Genomic DNA, 19,300 nt, shown 5'->3' with positions numbered 1-19,300 from the left:
AACACGCCAGTGTCGTCATTCGGACCCGACCAAACCTGTTTCCGCAGGTACGAGGCGACTTGCGGTCCTCGTCACCTCCGCGGCCGGTTCAGAACACTGACGCCCTCAACGGCACTCGGAGGCTCTACGTGGAAGGACCTCACGTGAACGGATTGCGTCGCACGAGCGTGTGCGCCGCGGCAGTGTCCGCCGCCGTGTTCAGCATCGTCACCCCCGCCACCGCCGGGCCGGCGTGGGCCGCCCCCGCCCCGGTGCGGTCCCAGCCGGAGCCGGCCGCGGCGAACTACCCGTTCGAGCGGTTGATCGTCGGCTACAAGCCCGGCACGGCCGAGGCGTCGTCCGACGCCGCCGCCGCGGACGACGCCCAGATGAAGGGCATGTCCGTGCACCGCCGCATGGCGAGCGGGGCGGTCGTCGTCGACCTCGGCGCGAAGACCACGAACGCCGACGCGGTGATCCAGTCGTTCAAGGACGACCCCGACGTCGCCTACGTCGAACCGGACCTGCTCATGCAGCCGTTCGCCGACCCGAACGACACCGAGTACTCCCGGCAGTGGGACCTGTTCGAGGCCACCGCGGGCATGAACGTGCCCGGCGCCTGGCCGAGCACCACCGGCTCCGGCGTGACCGTGGCCGTCATCGACACCGGCTACGTCGCCCACAGCGACCTGGCGGACCGGGTCGTCGCCGGGTACGACTTCGTCTCCGACGCGGCGCGGGCCCGCGACAACAACGGCCGTGACGCGAACGCGGCCGACGAGGGCGACTGGGTGGCGCGCGGCGAGTGCGGCACCGACGCCTCCGGCAAGCCGGTGCCGGCCGCCGACCAGGGCTCGTCCTGGCACGGCACGCACGTGGCGGGCACGATCGCCGCGTCCACGAACAACGCCAGGGGCATCGCGGGCATCGCGCACGGCGCCAAGGTCCAGCCGCTGCGCGTGCTGGCCAAGTGCGGTGGCGCCACCTCCGACATCGCCGACGCGATCACCTGGGCGTCCGGCGGCGCGGTGAGCGGCGTGCCCGCGAACCAGACGCCCGCCAAGGTCGTCAACATGTCGCTGGGTGGCCGGTCGTCCTGCTCGACGACCTACCAGATCGCGATCACCGGTGCCCTCAGCCGCGGCACCACCGTGGTCGTCGCGGCCGGCAACTCGAACCTCGACGTCGCGAACTTCACCCCGGCGAACTGCGGCGGCGTCATCACCGTCGCGGCCTCCTCGCGCGAGGGCAACAAGGCGTACTACTCGAACTTCGGCGCCCGCATCGACGTCGCGGCCCCCGGCGGCGAGACCCGCCGCGGCACCGGCACCCCCGGTACCGTCACCACGCCGGAGAACGGCATCCTCTCGACGCTCAACGCCGGCACGACCGTCCCCGGCGCCGAGAACTACCAGCCCTACCAGGGCACGTCGATGGCGGCCCCGCACGTCGCGGGCCTCGCGGCGCTGCTGGTGGCGAAGAAGCCGGCCCTGACCCCGGTCCAGGTCAAGGAGCTGATCAAGGCCAACGCCCGGCCGCTGCCCGGGACCTGCTCCGGCGGCTGCGGCGCGGGCCTGGCCGACGCGACCAAGACCGTGAACGCCGTCCACACGGCGCCGCCCTCCGGCACCCTGGAGAACACCACCGACGTCGCCATCGTGGACCGCGGCACCGTCACGTCCCCGATCACGTCCGCGGTGCCGGGCAACGCCTCCGCCGCCACCAAGGTCGGCGTGGACATCGTCCACTCCTACCGCGGCGACCTGGTGATCGACCTGGTCGCGCCGGACGGCACCGCCTACCGGCTGAAGGACGCGTCGTCCTCGGACAGCGCCGACAACGTGGTGGCGACCTACACGGTCGACGCCTCGTCCGAGGTCGCGGCGGGCACGTGGCAGCTGCGGGTCCAGGACCTGTACTCCGGTGACACCGGGTACATCAACGCCTGGAACCTGACCCTGCGGTAGCGCCACGGGGTCGCCGAGGGGCGGCGCCCCCGCCCCGGGCCGGTGTGCCGGTCCGGGGCGGGCGCCGCCCTTTCACATGCTCACGAGCCTGCGGTTGCGGTGCACGATCCGCTCCAGGTACCCCGAGACCTCGCGGATCGGCGGCAACCCGAGCATGTCCCGCTGCGCCCGCCGCACACCCCGCCGCACGTCCTGGTCGGAGAGCGCGAACCGGCACGCCTCGGCGACCGCCTCCGCGCGGAAGTCCGGCACCCGCACGCCGATCCCCAGCTCCTGCACCCGGTGGGCGTTGTGCATCTGGTCGTGCAGCACCGGCAGCACCGCGACCGGCACCCCGGCCCGCATGGCCTCGCGAATCGAGTTGTACCCACCGTGCGACACCAGCAGGTCCGCGCTCTGCAGCAACAGCGCCTGCGGCAACGACTCCACCAGGTGCACGTGCGGCGCCGACGCCTCCACCGGCAGCCCGCCCGTCAGCACCACCGCCTCGCAGTCCACATCGGACAGGCCGGCCACCACCGCCTCCAGGTGCGCGAGCGGCGAGCGGTCCACGCTCTGGTGCGGCAGCGCGTCGAAGTCGAACAGCCGCAACGCCGACTCGGTGCCGAACACGCCGCCCGACGTGCTGGTCGACGCCACCACCAGCGGCCGAGCCGGGTCCAGGTCGGCCAGCCACTGCGGCAGCCGGTCGCCGGCCCCCTGGTGCGCGGGCTGCTGGAACGCGAACGCCGGCGGCATCGGCTGGCGGGCGAAGGAGTAGCCGGGCGGGACCGCGTCCAGGCGGCCGTACCGGTGCGCCGCGTCCAGGGACTCGTGCAGCGGCAGGCGCAGTTCCGCGCGACGTTCGTTCAGCGCGTTCAGCAGCGCCAGGCGGTCCACGTACTGGCCCACCCCGGACGGCGTCGACAGGTGCGGCACGCCCAGCCGTTCCGCCACGAGCAGGCCCGCGAACTCGATCCCGCCGCGCAGCACGAGCTGGGGCTGGAACTCGGCGGCCACGGGCAGCAGGGCGGCGACCGCGGCGGCGATGTGCGGGCCCGCGGCGAACTCGACGACCATCTCGTCGGAGAACGGGTCGTAGTCCGGCGGCAGCGCGAGCACCTCGCCCTGCAGCAGGTCGGCGAGCTGGTCGCACACCTCGGGCAGCACGCCGGCGGTGCGCACCGGCTCGCCGGCGAAGCCCTCCAGGACCGAGGCCGGTCCGGCCACGAGCACCTCGTGCCCGAGCGAGGTGAGCGTCGTGAAGAGGGGGAGCGCGGCACGTGCGTGAGCGGCCGAGAACGCGACTGTGCACAGCACGCGCACGACAGCCTCCCCATGCGGCTCACCGTTTGCTCCCACGGTAGTGAGCCCCGGCGGGGAACCGGAAGGGAAATTTCCAGTTCCGGGTAACGTCGCGGTCATGGCGACACTGGTGACGTTCCACGCGCATCCCGACGACGAATGCATCCTCACGGGTGGCGTGATGCGCAAGGCGGCCGACGAGGGCCACCGGGTCGTGCTCGTCGTCGCCACCCGCGGGGAGGCGGGCGAGGTCCCGGACTTCCTGGGCGAGGACGAGGAGCTCTGGCAGCGCCGGGTCGTGGAGACGCGGGCGGCGGCCGACCTGCTCGGCGTGGCGCGCGTGGAGTTCCTGGGCTACCGCGACTCCGGGATGATGGGCGACGAGCTCAACGACCAGCCGGGAACGTTCTGGACCGCCGACGTCGAGGAAGCCGCCCGCAGGCTCGCGGCGATCCTCCAGGAGGAGGACGCACGGGTCCTCACGATCTACGACAGCTTCGGCGGCTACGGCCACCCCGACCACATCCAGGTGCACCGCGTGGGGCGGCGCGCCGCGGAGATCGCCGGCACACCCGCCGTCTACCAGGCGATGGTGCGCGAGTCGGAGTTCCGGGAGGCGTTCCGGCGTGCCGGCATCGAGGAGCCGGGCGAGATGGAGGGCGCGGTGCCGGAGTCGGAGATCAACGTTGGCGTCGACGTCACGCCGTACCTGGCGGTCAAGCGCAAGGCGATGCGCGCGCACGCCTCGCAGATCACCGAGGAGTCGTTCTTCCTGGCGCTGGACGAGGAGACGTTCGCCCTCGCGTTCGGCACCGAGTGGTTCATCCGCGAGGGGCATGGTCCTGCGACCGGTCTGGACCTCTAGGAACGCGGAAGCGGGGGCGGCCGGAAGGCCGCCCCCGCTTCGTCACTCAGTCACTTCACGCCGTGCGGCGGCGCAGGAACAGCAGGGTGCCCGCACCGGCGCCCACGAGGCCGAGGCCCGAGAGCACCAGCCACAGCGGGGAGGCACCGGTCGCCGCGAGCGGCGGTTCCGGCGTGCTGCCACCGGGAGCCGGAGCGGCCTCGGTGGTCGACGGGGCCGCGGAGGACGAGGGCGCCTCCGGAGCCGAGCTCGTCGGCTCGACCGGCTTCGTCGACGAAGACGGCGTGGTCGGCTTCGTCGGCTCGGTCGGCTCGGTCGGCTTGACGCACGCCGGGGTCGTGTGCGTCTTCTCCCAGTTGTACTGCGCGCCGTCCGAGGCCTTCACCTTGATGGTGAAGGTGTGCGCGACGGTGCCGTCCGCCTCGAACGTCCTCGGTTCGAGCTTGTTGCCGACCTTCTCACCCCAGTTCTGGCCGAACTTCTCGTCGGCCAGGACCTTGTCACCGTCCTTGATCAGCACGGTGTTGTTGTCGCCGCCCGCGTACTGGGTCAGCTTGACCTTCAGCACAGCCTTGTCCTTGACGCACTCCGCTGACGACACCGGGGTGTGCGCGCTGGCCGGGGTGGCCAGTGCCAGCGAAGCGAGGGTCGCGGTGGCCGCCACCGCGAGCGCGCCGAGAACTCTGCTTGCCATGGAAACTCCTGCTCTGCATTGGTGCGTTGGCGGATCGAGCGAATGTGTATTTCAAACCACCCGATCGGGTGAACCGGGTCACGCTAGCAACAGAGAGCGCTCGAAAGGTCACCGTATGGCAACGCTAAGGTGTCACCACGGATAGATTTTCATGTTTTCTGTTAGTCCGATCGTTCCCGCGACCAGTCGCATCTGCTCGACCCCGCGGACGTCCGCGTCGAGCAGCCGCGGGGAGCAGATCATCACGGCGAGTACCTGGGCGCGCGAGAGCGCCACGTTCAACCTGTTGCGAGACAGCAGGAAGTCCAGGCCGCGCGGCAGGTCCACGGTGGACGACGAGGTCATCGACATGACGACCGCGGGCGCCTCCTGACCTTGGAAGCGGTCCACAGTGCCCACGCGCGTTCCGTCGAACCCCGCATCGGCCAGCCTGCGCCGGATGACGCGCACCTGGAGGTTGTACGGCGCCACCACCAGGACGTCCGAATCGGTCAGTTCGCGCGTTTCGCCGTTGTCCGTCCAGGTGCGACCGACGATCTGCTGCACGGTGTCGACCACCGCGTCCGCTTCCTCGACCGAGGACGTGATGTTGTGCCGGTGATCGACTTCGCGCAGGTAGATGCCGGGTTCGACGCCGTCGATCCGGCGGTTCGCGGCCGACTCGTGCGAGCGGAGCAGACCGGCGTAGGACAGCTCCGACACCGGCTTGCACACCGCCGGGTGCATCCGGCGCGTCTCGGCCAGGAAGTAGCCGAGGTGCGGCGGGATCACGTCGGCGTCGCCGAGCAGGTGGCCGAGCGCCGAGGCGTCGGAGCCCGGCGGGTGCACGCCCTGCACGACCTGCGGCAACTGCTGCGGATCTCCCAGCAGCACGAGGTTCCTGGCCGCCGTCGCCACCGCCACCGCGTCGGCCAGCGCGAACTGCCCGGCCTCGTCGATGATCATCACGTCGAACGGCCGCGCCTTGATCGCGGCGTTGGCGAACGTCCACGCCGTGCCACCGACCAGGTGCCCCCGCGGGTGCTCCTCACGCCAGCGGGCCAGCGCGCCGTTGTCCTTGGGCTGGTCCCACGGCACGTCCTCCTCGGGCTTGCCCTTGGGCCGCTTGGCCATCGGGATGCCGGGGTCGACCGATCCCAGCACGTTCTCCACGGCCTTGTGCGACGTCGACGTCACCGCGACCGTCTTGCCCTGGTCGATCAGGTGCTTCACGAGCTTGGTCGCGAGGTAGGTCTTGCCCGCCCCCGGTGGCCCCTGCACGGCCAGCGTGCCGCCGTCGAGCTGGTCGACGGCCTTGATCACGGCCTGCACGACGTCGGGGTGCTGCGGCAGCGGTTGCGCGGGCGGCGTGCGCAGCAGCAGGTCGATGCCGGGGTTGCGGGGCAGCAGCGGCAGCAGGTGGACCGCCTGCTCGGCCAGCTCCGCGACGGCCTCGTCCTTGGGTGCCGCGGGCACCGGGCTGCCCGGCAGCACCGCGATCGGCAGCTCGGTGTGCTCCTGCCCGGTGCTCTCGGTCAGCACCAGCTCGTACGGGTTGTCGTCGGCCACGACGGCGTTGCGCGTGACGTTGCCGGGGTAGAGCAGCCGGACCTGCTCGTCCTTGCCGAACGGGTGTGGGCGTTCCGGGTCGATCCGCGCCCTCACCTGCCGCTTGTGGGTCCGGACGCGCCCGCTCGGCGGCACCCAGTCCTCGGCCTTCAGCGTGATCGGCACCGCGCAGTCGGAGTCGGTCTCCAGGTCGGAGATCGGGGCGCTGGCCCGCCGGAAGAAGTCGCCCCACGCGGGGCTCGCCTCCCGCCGGTGGTACCCGACGGTCGCCGCGAACAGCGCGTGCCCCTCGGCGAGCAGCGGCTCGGTCAGCGCCGCCATCCGCCGGGCCCGCTCGGCGGCCTTCTCCCGCGCCGCCTCGTCCTGCTCCTGCGGCGGCGCCGTCTCGACCCCGTGCTCGCGCTTGATCCGCTCCAGGAGGTCGCGGACGCCCCTGGTCGGGTTCTCGTCGTCCAGCAGCGGTGCCAACGCCGGCAGCGCGTACTCCCGCGTGGACACCCGCAGCACCCGGCGGGTGAGCGCGCCGAGGTCGACGCAGCGCCGCACCAGCTCGTCCACTTCGGACTCCCTGGTCGCCGTGCGCGCGGCCCGTCCCACGAGGTCGTGTGGCGTGAAGTGGTAGACCGTGCCGGTCGGCGTGCGGTCGACGAACTCCGCGAACGTGCCCTCCCAGCCCGGCGTGCGGAACGTGTCGCCCTCGACCTCCAGGAACACGTCGTCCTCCGCCGGTTCGGGCAGGACCGCCAACGCCTCGGGAGCCACGACCTCGTACGTGCTGACACCGGTGCGTTCCTGCTGCACCTGGAGGCGGGCCTGCGCCGCCAGCGCGGTGAAGCTCGCGGGGGAGAGGGTGGGGGGCCGTTCCCCGGTGGCCGCGAGCGCGTCGATGGTGTCGATGCCGGCGGACACCAGCTTCCGCCGCTGGTCCGCCCGCAGCCCGGCGACGAGCGAGAGGTCGCGTGCCTGCTCACGGCCGGAAGCGCAGTGGCGGGCGAACCGGCAGCCGGTGCACGCGGCCCTGACGTCACCCCACGACCGCTTCGGCGCCGGTGACGGCTTCGCGAGCCGGGTCAGCAGCCGCCCCAGCAACGGCGCGAAGTCGGCGACCCGGAAGGAGGTGCGCCTGCCGTCGACGACCAGGTGCGCGCGTTCGGCCCCCAGCGCCTGACCGGCCGCGGTCAGCGACAGCACGGCCAGGGGAGTGGCCTCCGGGGCCTCGTCGCACGGCTCGTAGCCGTCCGGGGTGCGGACCAGCGTCCGCACCGAGCAGTGGAAGACGCCGTCGAAGAAGACGGCGTCCTCGACCGGGTCCTGGCCCGCGCGCATCTCGGCGGCGGTCCGGGCGGCCTGCCGGTGCAGCTCCTCGGGGTCGCCCCGGCGCCCGTCCCGTGCCAGGTGGCTGCGGTGCTCGCATTCGAGCAGGTCGACGAGGTCGGACGGGCTGACGAGCATGGGTGCCGATGCTAGTACCCCTGGCGGCACGGGCGGACGACCCGCGTTCATCCCCGGGACGCGGGTCGTCCGCCCGCACCACCAGGAGCCGCGGTCTAGACGTTCGCCTCGACCAGTTGCAGCAGCGCCTCGTGGTGCGTGTTCGGGTACTCGTGCGGCCGGAACGGCCGCGTCTGCGCCCGCACCAGCGCCGCGGCGGCCGCCAGCTCGCCGGTCCGCACCTCGGTGTCGCGGTGCAGGAACGGGAAGTGCGGCTCGCGCACCTCGTCCGGCCACAGCAGCGTGTGCAGCACCAGCACCCCCTGCTGAGGCCGGATGGCCGCCAGGGTCTCCTTGCCCCGCAACGCGAACTTGACGATCGCCGCCGTCTTGGTGCGCTCCAGCGTCTCGCGCAGCAGGACGTACGGCCGAACCGACAGGTCGTCCGGCTCGACGTAGTAGCTGCGGTGCAGCGCCACGGGGTCGAGGTCGACCTGCGGCGCGAACTGCTGCACGTCGATCAGGCCGTCCTCGGGCGCGGGCAGGTCGCCGGGGTCGATCTGCACGATGCGGCCGTCCTCGAGCTCGTAGCCGCGGCCGATGTCGTCCGGGGTCAGCCGCAGCGAGCACTCGCCGCACACCTGCTGGTGGCGCACGCGGCCGCTGTCCTCCCGGTGCACCAGGTGCACCCTGCCGCGGTGTTCCGTCGACGCGGCGACCAGCCGCACCGTCATCGCCGTCATGCCGAACCGAAGTGCTCCCCGCCACACAGTTCTCATGACAAATAAGTACTCGAACAAGTGGTCGAGTAGTCGTCTGTCGTGACGAAAGGGCTCGTTCGGGTGCGTCCGACGGGTACCTCGGACACGTGCGTCACCAGGGAGGTCGCACCGGTGGGGTTCAGGGCTGATCGCTTCCCGGTGATACCGGTGGTGTGCCCAGCGGCTGGTCGCCGCCCGCGCATCACCAGGCGGCGGGAGCGTAGTCCTTCAGGAAACAGCCGTACAGGTCCTCGCCGGCCTCGCCGCGCACGATCGGGTCGTACACCCGCGCCGCGCCGTCGACCAGGTCCAGCGGGGCGTGGAAGCCCTCGTCGGCCAGGCGCATCTTCAGCGGGTGCGGGCGCTCGTCGGTGATCCAGCCGGTGTCGACGGCCGTCATCAGGATGCCGTCGGACCGCAGCATCTCCTCGGCGCTCGTGCGCGTCAGCATGTTCAGCGCCGCCTTGGCCATGTTCGTGTGCGGGTGCCCGGAACCCTTGTACGCGCGGGAGAACTGACCCTCCATCGCGGACACGTTCACCACGTACTTGCGGCGGTGCGACGACTTCGCCATCGCCGCGCGCAGCCGCGAGATCAGCAGGAACGGCGCGGTCGAGTTGCAGAGCTGCACCTCCAGCAGCTCCACCGGGTCGACCTCGTCGACGTTCTGGATCCACGAGTTGACCGGCGCGGTGTCCGGCACGAGGCCGCCCGCGTCGATGTCCTTGGAACCCGCCATCAACGCGAGCGTCGTCACCGAGTGCGCCTCGGGGACCGCCGTGCCGGGCAGCGCGAGCTGGCCGTGACCGCCGAACGAGATCAGCTCCGGCCGGCGCGCGTCGCCGGTCAGCGCCTCGTGCTCGGCGGCGGCGAGGGGGGCGTAGGCGCCGGCGGAGCGGCGGACGGTCTGCGCGGCGTTGTTGATGAGCACGTCCAACGGGCCGTGCGCGGCCACCTCGTCCGCCAGCGCCAGCACCTGGGCGGGGTCGCGCAGGTCGATGCCGACGATCTTGAGCCGGTCGATCCAGTCCGCGGCGTCCGGCATGGAGGCGAAGCGCCTGGCCGCGTCCTTGGGGAAGCGCGTGGTGATGGTGGTGTGGGCGCCGTCACGCAGCAGCCGCAGGGCGATGTACATGCCGATCTTGGCACGCCCACCGGTGAGCAGCGCGTTGCGGCCGGTCAGGTCCGTGCGGGCGTCGCGCTTGCCGTGGTTGAACGCGGCGCAGTCGGGGCAGAGGTTGTGGTAGAAGGCGTCGACCTCGACGAACCGCTTGCGGCACGTGTAGCACGACCGGGCGCGCAGCAGCGTGCCCGCCGTGGCGCCCTGGGCGTTCGACACCAGGGGCAGGCCCTGCGTCTCGTCGTCGATGCGGTCCGGCGAGCCGGTGGCGGTCAGCGCCGTCACCGCCCGGTCGTTGGCCGTGATGGCGGCCTTGCGCTCGGACTTCCGGAACTTCTTCGCGGCCTTGAAGATCTTCGCGGTGGCCCGGCGGACGCGCACCGCGTCCTCGTGCTCGGCGGGCAGGTCCTCGACCTGGGCAAGCACGCGCAGGCAGACTTCCAGCTCTGCGGGGTCGATCGAGGTCATGAGCAGGGATTTTACGCGTTGAGGGGTGGTGGTCCGGTGACCGGGCCCGAACTGCTGGTGCTGTGGGACGTCGACAACACGCTGATCTCGGCACGCGGGTTCGGCGGGCTGATGTACCGCGAGGCGTTCCTGGCCGCGTTCGGCAGGGAGCTCACGGGCCCCGTCGACCTCGGCGGGCGCACGGAGCTGGACGTCATCGCCGAGGTGCTGCGTCAGCACGGCATCGAGCACACCGGCGAGGCGGCGCGGCTGCTGGCCGATGCCCTCGCGACCTCGTTCGAGGCCCGCCGCGGGGACCTGACCGGTCACGGCGAGGTGCTGCCGGGTGCGCTGGAGGCGCTGCGGCACTTCGCGGCGGACCCGCGGGTCCGCCAGGGCGTGCTGACGGCGAACCTGAGGAGCGTCGCGCTGCTCAAGCTGGAGGAGTTCGGGCTCGCGCACCTCGTCGACTGGGACGTGAGCGCGTTCGGCGACGACCACGCCGACCGCGCCGAGCTGGTCGCGTTCGCCCGCGGCCGCGCACGGCACATCCGGGAGTTCGCGGCCGACGAGGTCGTGCTCATCGGTGACACGCCGCACGACGTCCGCGCGGCGACCACGGCGGGCGTGCGGCTGGTGGCCGTCGCCACCGGGCGCAGCAGCAGGCAGGACCTCCTCGACGCCGGCGCCGGGGTCGTCCTCGACGACCTGCGCGACCTCGGCGAGCTGACCAGGCAGGTGTGGGAGGCCGCCGCGCCGGGAAACCGCACGGCATGAACCCAGAAGCACCCGACGCGGACGTGCAGGAGCAGCAGCGGGAGGTCGTCCCGAGCGAGCCGGCCGAGGTGTCCGGGACGCCGTTCGAGGCGAACGAGGCGGACGCCTACGAACAGCGCCAGGAGGTCCCCCTGTACGACGAGGATGAGGCCTGACGGGCTCTGGTCCTCGATCGATCACGGCGTTATGGTGCGCGGCATGCCCACAGCAGGCGGCCCGACAGTCAGACGGCTGTCCCAGCCGGACGCCGACATCAAACCCAAGGCCCTCGGCTTGCCCAGGGGGCGGACGGTGATCTCGGTCTTCGGCTCCACCCAGGACGTCGAAACCGATCTCGCCGCGAAGTTGTTGCCGGTGCTCAGATCCGTCGTGGTCACCGCGGCGCGGCACGGCGCCGTCTTCGTCACCGAAGGCACCGACAGAGGTGTGGTCCACTTGCTGGGCCTGGCTTTGCGGGCGTGCGAGCACCGCCGGCCCGTCGTCGTCGGTGTCGCGCCGAGCAGCAAGGTGCACGACCTCACCGAGACCTCCACCAACGGTCAGGTCGCGCTGGAGCCCCACCACAGCGTCGCCGTCATCGTCCCCGGTTCGGAGTGGACGGACGCGACACCGGTGCTGTTCCGCACGGTCGACGCCGTCCGGCACGGGAAGCCGGTGATCGCCCTCGTCGTCGGGGGCGAGAACGAGGAGGAGGTCGTCGACCACCTCGGCGGCGACAACCCGCTGCTGGTGCTCGCCGGCACCGGTGGTCTCGCGGACCGCATCGCGACGGGCGACCTGACCGGCGACCTCGCGATCCTCGTGCGCAGCGGCAAGGTCTCCGTCGTCCACGTCGACGAGGGTCCCGCCAAGACCGTCACCGCGCTCGAACGCTTGCTGGGCAAGGAGAAACCGGTCAAGCCGCCGAGGGTCTGGCCGGAGGTCCGCTACCGGGCGCCGCAGGCGCGGCCGCTCGTCGACCCCGGTTTCGTCGTCGCCTACCCGGCGCTCGCCGACGCCATCCACGACGCCAACCAGGTCGTCGCGCCGGCGTTCCACGAGCTCGACGCGCAGGCCGACGTGGAGCAGAACCGCTACCGGCTGATGGCCGTGCTCGCGATCGCGGGCGGCTTGACGACGACGGTGTTCGGCGCGCTGCAGACGTGGCTCAAGGACACGCCGTGGCCCGGCGTGCTCGTCGTGGCGGGCGGCGCGTTCGCCGCGGTGATCACGATCGTGGCGCGCAAGCGGGAGTCGCTCGACAAGTACCTGACCGCGCGCTACCGCGCGGAACGCTTGCGGGCGCTGTACTTCGCGCACCTCGCCGCGCCGGCGTCCGGCTCGGAGCAGGAGCGCCAGGACCGGGTGGCGGACCTGGAAGCCGCGGTCAGCGACCGCAAGCACGAGGTGGTCAGGACATGAGCGACGAGCAGCGCCAGGCCCAGTTCGTCGAGGCGTACCTGCGCCACCGCTTCCAGGACCGCCTCGACCACTTCGAACGCGGCCGCAGGCGGTACTCCGCGGCGCGCACGTGGACCGTCGCGATCTCGGCCGCGCTCTTCATCGCCGCCGCCGCGGCGGCGGCCGTGGGGATGGCGGACGGCCCGCGCCGGGCCCTGTGGGGTTTCGCCGCGACGGCACTGGCCGCGCTGGCCACCGCGGTGTCGCTGTACGAGGCCACGTTCGGGTTCCGCCGCCTGGCGCGGGAGAACGCCACCACTTCCGTTGCGCTGCAACGGCTTGCGGTGGACGGACCCACGCCGGACGACGTGGACGACGAACGGCTGGTCGCATTTGTGACCGAAGTGGAGTCAGTGCTGAGGTACGGCCGGTAAAAGGTGAATCCCGGCGAGAAATGTTCGGGACCGCGTCCGGGAAAATCGTTTCCGGGTTTCCACGCTGCGTGGGTGGGCGATTACCGTGAGCACTGGTTCTGGTGTTTCGGTGATCCCGTTGTCATGATGGCCTCATCCCCCGATGCGGAAGCAGGCACGACATGACTTGGGCGCGTCCCGCGATCGCCGAGCCCGAAACCGGCACCTTTGCCGAGGCCAAGGCCCTGGAGAAGGAGCACAGCACGATCCAGAACAGCAAGGCGGCACGCACCGTGGCCTGTCACGCCACGGACGCGCTCGACTGCGCTGACCTGCTCGAGATGCTCGGGCTCACCGCTGCGGAGGGCCGGGCGCGGGTGTAGCCCCGCGACTGGATCCACCACTCGGCGACCAGCAGGTTCACCACGAACGACAGCCAGTTCGCGGTGGCGAAGACCAGCAGCCCGTCCGCTTCGGGCAGCAGTCCGCCGAGCAGCAGTCCCCACAGCCGGCCGGTCACGGCGGCGCCCGTCAGCGCGAACCCGCGGATCATCCAGACGCGGTGTTCGGCGAACCGGCGCCGCCTGGCCGTCCGCAGGCCGGCCACGGCGCTGGCGAACCACAGCACCGACAGCACCGTGAGCGGACCGGCCGACGCCAGCCCGGCCAGCGACAGCTGAGCGCGCACCACGCCGAGCACCGACGACGGCAGCACCGCCGCGAAGTAGACGCGGCCCATCACCCGGTGCACCCGCGGGTGCCGGCGGCGCAGGCCCGGCCAGAACTGCGAGACACCCGCCAGGACGGCGGCCGTTCCGGTGAATATGTGCGCGACCAGGAGCCCGTAGTGGACCGGTCCGTGCAACGGCGGCCTCGCCTGCTCCATGTCCAGGGTGACGTACGCGCTCGCCGCGAAGATCGCGATTCCCGCGCAGACGAGTCCCGACACCGCCAACCAGGCGGTGTACCCCCACGAAGTTTTCATCGTTCCAGCCTGTCAACGGCGTCACCCGATCGCGCTGGGGCGGACCCCCGAGCGCGCGGTGGGGTGCGCCCTACTGGGATGATGCGGCTCATGCGGACGGTCGAGATCTCCGAAGAGCCGATCAGGCTAGGGCAGTTCCTCAAGCTGGCTCAGCTCGCCGAGGACGGCGCGCACGCCAAGGAGCTCATCGAGGACGGCGAGGTCCACGTCAACGGTTCCGTGGAGCTGCGCCGCGGTGCACAGCTGCGCGAGGGCGACGTGGTGGTCGTCAACGGCGACGAGGTGAGCGTTTCCGTACGGCCGTAGGGCGTTGCTCCCTTCAGCGGTGAGTACATGCACAATCGCAGTCGATCGGACCAGGGTCTGAAGACCTGTCCTCAGCGACCTGATCGCACCCATAGACGCCTTTGATGTCCCTTTTGGACATGAGGAATCGTCTTGTGCGGCCCCGGTTTCCATTCGGGTGAGACTTGGGTCACGTCCGGTGTCCGGGTGCCGGGAAAGTTTTTCCAGGCGCTGTAACGCCGGTGCCGGACCGGGCGAATCACCGGATGCGAGCTCCGCCAGCCGAGCCGGACGTGGCCTGGCCGGAGAACTGCGAATCAGGGTCCTCGGGGTGACCTGCGCACGTGCATGTCCGTAATCGCCGCTGAGCCGGGGAGAACAGAACGATGAGTGAGCAGGTCCGCGCTGCCCGTGATGTCGACGGGCAGCGCTCCACGCTCAATCCTCTGTCGGACCACAGACAGACGCACCCACCCGTCGCCCGCTGGGAAAGCCGGTACCGCTGGGCCGTGATCACCGCCGATGTGCTGACCGTTGCCCTGGTCGTCCTCGCCACCGGCGCCGTCATGAGCGTGCGGCACGCCGCCTTCGGCCCGATTTCCCTTGCCCTGCTGGACGTACTCACAGTGGTCGTCGTCATCGGGTCGCTCGCGATCAACCGCGTGTGGACGCCGGCCGTTCTCGGTCAGGGAGCCGAGGAGTTCCGAAGACTCGGCCGGGGTTTGTTCGGTGCCGTCGTGGCACTCGGTCTCGGAGCGCTCGCCGTCGACATCCCCGGCGCCCGCCTGTGGGTCTTCGTCGTAGTCCCCGCGATCGCCCTGGTCGCGTTCCCCGCGCGTTACCTCCTGCGCCGCCCGCTGCACCGCGGCCGCAGTGAAGGGCGCTTCCTGCTCTCCGTCCTCGCCGCCGGCAACCTGGACACGGTCGAGGACCTCATCCACCGCACGCGCCGCGTCGCCCACCTGGGCTGGCGCGTGGACGCGATCTGCACCATCGACGGCCGCGGCCGCTCCGGCACCGAGGTCGGCGGCGTGCCCGTCGTCGGCCAGCTCCGCGAGCTCGCCGAGCACGTCCGCCGCGGCGGTTACCGCATCGTCGCCGTCACCCCGGACGCCTACTGGACACCGCGCCGGCTGCAACAGCTCGCCTGGGCCCTGGAGGGTTCCGGTGCCGAGATGGTCGTCTCGCCCGGCCTGATGGAGGTCGCGGGACCGCGCCTGCACATGAGCGCCGTGCTCGGCATGCCGCTGCTGCGGGTGAGCGAGCCGGCCCTGAGCGGGTTCCGCCGCCTGGTCAAGGAGGTCGTCGACCGCGTCGGCGCCTTCCTGCTGCTGATCCTGCTGGCGCCGCTCATGTTCGCCGTCGCCGCGTTCGTGATGATCGACAGCCGCGGCCCCGTCTTCTACCGCCAGAAGCGGGTCGGCAAGCGCGGGGTGCCGTTCACGATCGTCAAGTTCCGCACCATGGTCACCAACGCCGACGCGTTGCGCACCAGGCTCGCGTCCGCCAACGAGGGCCACGGTCTGCTGTTCAAGGTGAAGAAGGACCCGCGCATCACCAAGGTCGGCACGATCCTGCGCCGGTACTCGATCGACGAGCTGCCCCAGCTGTTCAACGTCCTCGCGGGCAGCATGTCGCTCGTCGGCCCGCGCCCGCCGCTGCCGGAGGAGACCGCGAAGTACTCCTCCGACGTGCGCCGCAGGCTGCTCGTGAAGCCCGGCCTGACCGGTCTGTGGCAGGTGAGCGGCCGCAGCGACCTCTCGTGGGAGGAGTCGGTCCGGCTCGACCTGCGCTACGTCGAGGACTGGTCGCTCGCTCTCGACCTCGTGATCATGTGGAAGACCTTCCGCGCCGTCTTCGGCGGCCAGGGGGCTTACTGATGGAGAAGACTCCTGTGATTGGCATCGCCGTCATCGGCGCCGGGTACTGGGGGCCGAACCTCGTCCGCAACGCCCAGGCCACGCCTTCGCTGCGCCTGCGCCACCTGTGCGACCTCGACGTCGGGAAAGCCCGGCGCGTGCTGGGGGAGTACTCGACGGTGCGCGCCACCGCGTCGCTCGACGAGGTGCTCGCCGACCCCGAGGTGCAGGCCGTCGCGATCGCCACGCCCGCGGCCACGCACCTGCCCGTCGCGCTGGCGGCGCTGGAGGCCGGCAAGCACGTCCTGGTGGAGAAACCGCTCGCGGCCACCTTCGCCGACGGCCTCAAGCTCGTGGAGACCGCCGAACAGCGCGGCCTCACGCTGATGCTCGACCACACGTTCGCGTACACCCCGGCGGTGCAGCACCTGCGCGAGATCATCCGGGGTGGCGAGCTCGGCGACATCCAGTACATCGACTCGGTGCGCATCAACCTCGGTCTGGTGCAGCCGGACGTGGACGTGCTGTGGGACCTCGCGCCGCACGACCTGTCGATCTTCGAGGCGATCCTGCCCGACGACGTCACGGTGGTGGAGGTCGCGGCGCACGGCTCCGACCCGATCGGCGCGGGCGTCGCGTGCGTCGGCCACCTGACGCTGCGGCTGTCCAACGGTGCGATCACGCACGTGCACGTGAACTGGCTGTCGCCGACCAAGATCCGCACGATGGTCATCGGCGGCTCGCAGCGCACCGTGGTGTGGGACGACAACAACCCGGCGCAGCGACTGTCCATCTACGACCGCGGTGTCGACCGTTCCGTGGAACAGCAGAAGATCTCCTACCGCACGGGCGACATGGTCGCGCCCGCGCTGGTCGAACGCGAGGCGCTGCGCACGATGATGGCCGAGTTCGCCGCGTCCATCGCGGAGGAGCGCCCGCCGCTGACCGACGGCCGCGCGGGTCTGCGCGTGCTGTCCGTGCTGGAGGCCGCGTCGGAGTCGTTGCGCTCCGGCGGGCTGTTCGTCCCCGTCCAACAAGTCGAAAGCAGGGTTTCCTCATGACGGCACAGCCCATTGCGGGGCAGCGCGCGCTGGTGACCGGCGGGGCGGGCACGATCGGCTCCGCCGTGGTGGACCAGCTCGTCGAGGCCGGCGCGGCGGAGGTCGTCGTGCTGGACAACTTCGTGCGGGGCCGCCGGGAGAACCTCCTGGGCGCGCTCGGCTCCGGAGTGGTCCGCGTCGTGCAGGGCGACATCAACGACAGGGGCCTGGTCGCGTCGCTGACCGAGGGCGTGGACCTGGTCTTCCACCTGGCCGCCATCCGGATCACGCAGTGCGCCGAGGAACCGCGCCTGGCCCTGGAGTGCCTCGTCGACGGCACGTTCACCGTGCTGGAGGCCGCCGCGGCCGCCGGGGTGAAGAAGGTCATCGCGTCCTCGTCGGCCTCGATCTACGGCCTGGCGGAGTCGTTCCCCACCAACGAGCGGCACCACCCGTACAACAACGACACCTTCTACGGCGCCGCGAAGGCGTTCAACGAGGGCATGCTGCGCAGCTTCAAGGCCATGTACGACCTGGACTTCGTGGCGCTGCGCTACTTCAACGTGTACGGCCCGCGGATGGACGTCCACGGCCTGTACACCGAGGTGCTCATCCGCTGGATGGAGCGCATCGCGGAGGGCAAGTCGCCGCTGATCTTCGGTGACGGGGCGCAGACGATGGACTTCGTGCACGTGCACGACATCGCCCGCGCGAACATCCTCGCCGCCAAGGCCCCGGTGACGGACGCGGTGTACAACATCGCCTCCTCCGAGGAGACCTCGCTCAAGCAGCTCGCCCTCGCGCTGCTGTCCGCGATGGACTCCGACCTGCCGCTGGAGCACGGCCCCGAGCGCAAGGTGAACGGCGTGACGCGCCGGCTCGCCGACATCGGTGCCGCGGCGGCGGACCTGGGCTGGAAGCCCGAGATCGACATGGACGGCGGCTTGCGCGACCTCGTCGCGTGGTGGCGCGCCGAGAAGGCCGCGGCGGAGAAGTAGACACCAGCGGAGAAGACGGCCGCTGCCCAGACCTCCGCTGCCCAGACCTCCGCTGCCCAGACCTCCGCTGCCCAGACCTCCGCTGCCCAGACCTCCGCTGCCCAGACCTCCGCTGCCCAGGCCTCCGCTCGGCGGAACGCCCGACAGTTCACCCGATCCGCGGCTGCGGTGCGCGCCGGACCCCCGTGCCGGCGCGCACCGCGGCCGCACCCAGGAAAGGCCAGTGCTCGTGATTCCGGTTATGCGGCCGTTGCTCGGCGAAGAAGAGGCGCTCGCCGCCGCCGAGGCCGTCCGGTCCGGCTGGGTGGCGCAGGGCCCGAGGGTCCGCGCGTTCGAGGAGGCGTTCGCCGGGGCGGTGGGCGCGCGGCACGGTGTCGCCGTGTCCTCCTGCACCACGGGCCTGCACCTCGCCGTGCACCTGCTCGGCATCGGCCCAGGCGATGAGGTCGTCGTGCCGTCGTTGTCGTTCATCGCGACCGCGAACGCCGTGCGCTACACCGGCGCGACACCGGTCTTCGCCGACGTGGACGCCACGACCGGCAACCTGAGCGCGGCCACAGTGGAACCGGTTCTCACCGGGCGCACCCGCGCGGTCATGGTCGTGCACCAGGCCGGTGTGCCCGCGGACGTCGACGCGCTCAAGGCGTTGTGCGAACCGCGCGGCGTCGTGGTCATCGAGGACGCCGCCTGCGCGGTGGGCTCCACCTACGACGGCAAGCCCGTCGGTGCCGGCGCGGTGCTGGCGGCCTGGTCGTTCCACCCGCGCAAGCTGCTCACCACCGGTGAGGGCGGCATGGTCACCACCGACGACGCCGACTGGGCCGTCCGGCTCAGGCGCCTGCGCGAGCACGGCATGAGCGTCTCCGCGGCAGACCGCCACAACGGTGGCTCCGCCGTCATCGAGCAGTACCTGGAGACGGCGTTCAACTACCGGATGACCGACATCCAGGCCGCGGTCGGCCTGGTCCAGCTGTCCAAACTGGACGCGGTCATCGCCCGCCGCCGCGAGCTGGCCGCGCGCTACCACGAGCTGCTCGGCGGCACGGGCGTCACCGCGGTGACCGACCCCGACCGCGGAACGACGAACTACCAGTCGTTCTGGGTGTGGCTGCCCGAGGACGCGCCCGACCGGCAGGACGTCCTCGCGGGTCTCGCCGAGCGCGGGGTGTCGGCACGGCGCGGGATCATGGCGTCGCACCTCGAACCCGCCTACGCCGGTCATCCCACCGCGCCGCTGCCGGTGACCGAGGCCTTCACGGCCCGCACGCTGATCCTCCCGCTGTTCCACGACATGACGGAGTCCGAACAGGACCGGGTCGTGTCAGCGTTGTCGGAGACTCTGCACGCATCCCGCCTGACCGTGCGTGGTTGAAACGGCGCGATCCCGCCAGCGCCGGGACTTTTTCACGTTGACACGTAACAGCTTTGACCAGATCGCCGACGTTCGGAGTAACAGCCCTGTGCTGT

The 19,300-nt window shown here is 71.4% G+C and carries 17 protein-coding genes; 11 read left to right on the top strand and 6 right to left on the bottom strand.

Going from position 1 to position 19,300, the window contains the following annotated elements:
- The first annotated feature begins 143 nt into the window (after positions 1-143).
- Positions 144-1,946 carry a S8 family peptidase gene (locus tag BMW88_RS29450; RefSeq protein WP_218148246.1) on the top strand — a complete coding sequence of 601 codons (1,803 nt, stop codon included), beginning with the start codon at positions 144-146 and terminating at the stop codon, positions 1,944-1,946.
- A gap of 72 nt (positions 1,947-2,018) precedes the next feature.
- Here BMW88_RS29450 and BMW88_RS29445 read toward each other — a convergent pair whose 3' ends face one another.
- Positions 2,019-3,251, bottom strand: coding sequence for a glycosyltransferase (locus BMW88_RS29445; RefSeq protein ID WP_089956696.1), 1,233 nt, complete (start codon positions 3,249-3,251; stop codon positions 2,019-2,021).
- A 97-nt stretch (positions 3,252-3,348) separates the two neighbouring features.
- Between BMW88_RS29445 and BMW88_RS29440 the strand changes: the two genes are divergently transcribed.
- Complete coding sequence (locus BMW88_RS29440; protein WP_089956694.1) at positions 3,349-4,095, top strand: PIG-L family deacetylase; 747 nt, start codon at positions 3,349-3,351, stop codon at positions 4,093-4,095.
- A 55-nt stretch (positions 4,096-4,150) separates the two neighbouring features.
- Here the strand turns inward: BMW88_RS29440 and BMW88_RS29435 are convergent, their stop codons facing one another.
- The 4 genes from BMW88_RS29435 to BMW88_RS29420 all read right to left on the bottom strand — a co-directional run bounded on the left by BMW88_RS29435 (position 4,151) and on the right by BMW88_RS29420 (position 10,117).
- Positions 4,151-4,789 carry an LPXTG cell wall anchor domain-containing protein gene (locus BMW88_RS29435; RefSeq protein WP_089956691.1) on the bottom strand — a complete coding sequence of 213 codons (639 nt, stop codon included), beginning with the start codon at positions 4,787-4,789 and terminating at the stop codon, positions 4,151-4,153.
- Positions 4,790-4,921: 132 nt separating this feature from the next.
- Positions 4,922-7,789 (bottom strand): AAA domain-containing protein, encoded by a 2,868-nt coding sequence (locus BMW88_RS29430; RefSeq protein ID WP_089956688.1) that lies wholly within the window; start codon positions 7,787-7,789, stop codon positions 4,922-4,924.
- 95 nt (positions 7,790-7,884) lie between these two features.
- Positions 7,885-8,547: a non-homologous end joining protein Ku gene (gene ku, locus BMW88_RS29425; protein ID WP_089956685.1), complete on the bottom strand. Its 663-nt coding sequence runs from the start codon at positions 8,545-8,547 to the stop codon at positions 7,885-7,887.
- A gap of 184 nt (positions 8,548-8,731) precedes the next feature.
- Complete coding sequence (locus tag BMW88_RS29420; RefSeq protein WP_089956682.1) at positions 8,732-10,117, bottom strand: SDR family oxidoreductase; 1,386 nt, start codon at positions 10,115-10,117, stop codon at positions 8,732-8,734.
- Positions 10,118-10,153: 36 nt separating this feature from the next.
- Between BMW88_RS29420 and BMW88_RS29415 the strand changes: the two genes are divergently transcribed.
- The 4 genes from BMW88_RS29415 to BMW88_RS29405 are packed head-to-tail and all read left to right on the top strand — an operon-like array spanning position 10,154 to position 12,687.
- Positions 10,154-10,873, top strand: a complete 720-nt coding sequence (locus BMW88_RS29415; RefSeq protein ID WP_089956679.1) for an HAD family hydrolase — start codon at positions 10,154-10,156, stop codon at positions 10,871-10,873.
- On the top strand, positions 10,870-11,028 hold the full coding sequence (locus tag BMW88_RS42220) for a hypothetical protein (RefSeq protein WP_177221438.1): 159 nt from the start codon (positions 10,870-10,872) through the stop codon (positions 11,026-11,028). Before BMW88_RS29415 ends, BMW88_RS42220 begins: the two co-directional genes overlap by 4 nt.
- 43 nt (positions 11,029-11,071) lie before the next feature.
- Positions 11,072-12,274, top strand: coding sequence for an HU-CCDC81 and SPOR domain-containing protein (locus BMW88_RS29410; protein WP_089956789.1), 1,203 nt, complete (start codon positions 11,072-11,074; stop codon positions 12,272-12,274).
- Positions 12,271-12,687, top strand: a complete 417-nt coding sequence (locus BMW88_RS29405; RefSeq protein WP_089956675.1) for an SLATT domain-containing protein — start codon at positions 12,271-12,273, stop codon at positions 12,685-12,687. Before BMW88_RS29410 ends, BMW88_RS29405 begins: the two co-directional genes overlap by 4 nt.
- Before the next feature lie 280 nt (positions 12,688-12,967).
- On the opposite strand, the gene BMW88_RS29395 is transcribed toward BMW88_RS29405, so the two are convergent.
- A complete protein-coding gene (locus BMW88_RS29395; protein ID WP_089956670.1) occupies positions 12,968-13,651 on the bottom strand; it encodes a DUF2306 domain-containing protein in 684 nt (227 codons plus the stop codon).
- Positions 13,652-13,741: 90 nt separating this feature from the next.
- On the opposite strand from BMW88_RS29395, the gene BMW88_RS29390 reads away from it, so the two are divergent.
- From BMW88_RS29390 to BMW88_RS29365, 5 genes are all read left to right on the top strand, one after another.
- The gene (locus tag BMW88_RS29390; protein ID WP_425434702.1) at positions 13,742-13,957 is read left to right on the top strand and encodes an RNA-binding S4 domain-containing protein; all 216 of its coding nucleotides are present in this window, start codon (positions 13,742-13,744) and stop codon (positions 13,955-13,957) included.
- Positions 13,958-14,322: 365 nt separating this feature from the next.
- The gene (locus BMW88_RS29385) at positions 14,323-15,816 is read left to right on the top strand and encodes a sugar transferase (RefSeq protein WP_089956667.1); all 1,494 of its coding nucleotides are present in this window, start codon (positions 14,323-14,325) and stop codon (positions 15,814-15,816) included.
- 14 nt (positions 15,817-15,830) lie between these two features.
- Positions 15,831-16,856, top strand: a complete 1,026-nt coding sequence (locus BMW88_RS29380) for a Gfo/Idh/MocA family protein (protein WP_245778146.1) — start codon at positions 15,831-15,833, stop codon at positions 16,854-16,856.
- Positions 16,853-17,833: an NAD-dependent epimerase/dehydratase family protein gene (locus BMW88_RS29375; protein WP_089956662.1), complete on the top strand. Its 981-nt coding sequence runs from the start codon at positions 16,853-16,855 to the stop codon at positions 17,831-17,833. Before BMW88_RS29380 ends, BMW88_RS29375 begins: the two co-directional genes overlap by 4 nt.
- Before the next feature lie 223 nt (positions 17,834-18,056).
- The gene (locus BMW88_RS29365) at positions 18,057-19,205 is read left to right on the top strand and encodes a DegT/DnrJ/EryC1/StrS family aminotransferase (RefSeq protein ID WP_245778145.1); all 1,149 of its coding nucleotides are present in this window, start codon (positions 18,057-18,059) and stop codon (positions 19,203-19,205) included.
- Positions 19,206-19,300: the final 95 nt, after the last annotated feature.

This window comes from Lentzea xinjiangensis, assembly GCF_900110955.1.
Lineage (GTDB): Bacteria > Actinomycetota > Actinomycetes > Mycobacteriales > Pseudonocardiaceae > Lentzea > Lentzea xinjiangensis.
Note: the sequence above shows the minus strand (reverse complement) of the source record. Positions and strands in the feature narration are given on the sequence as shown.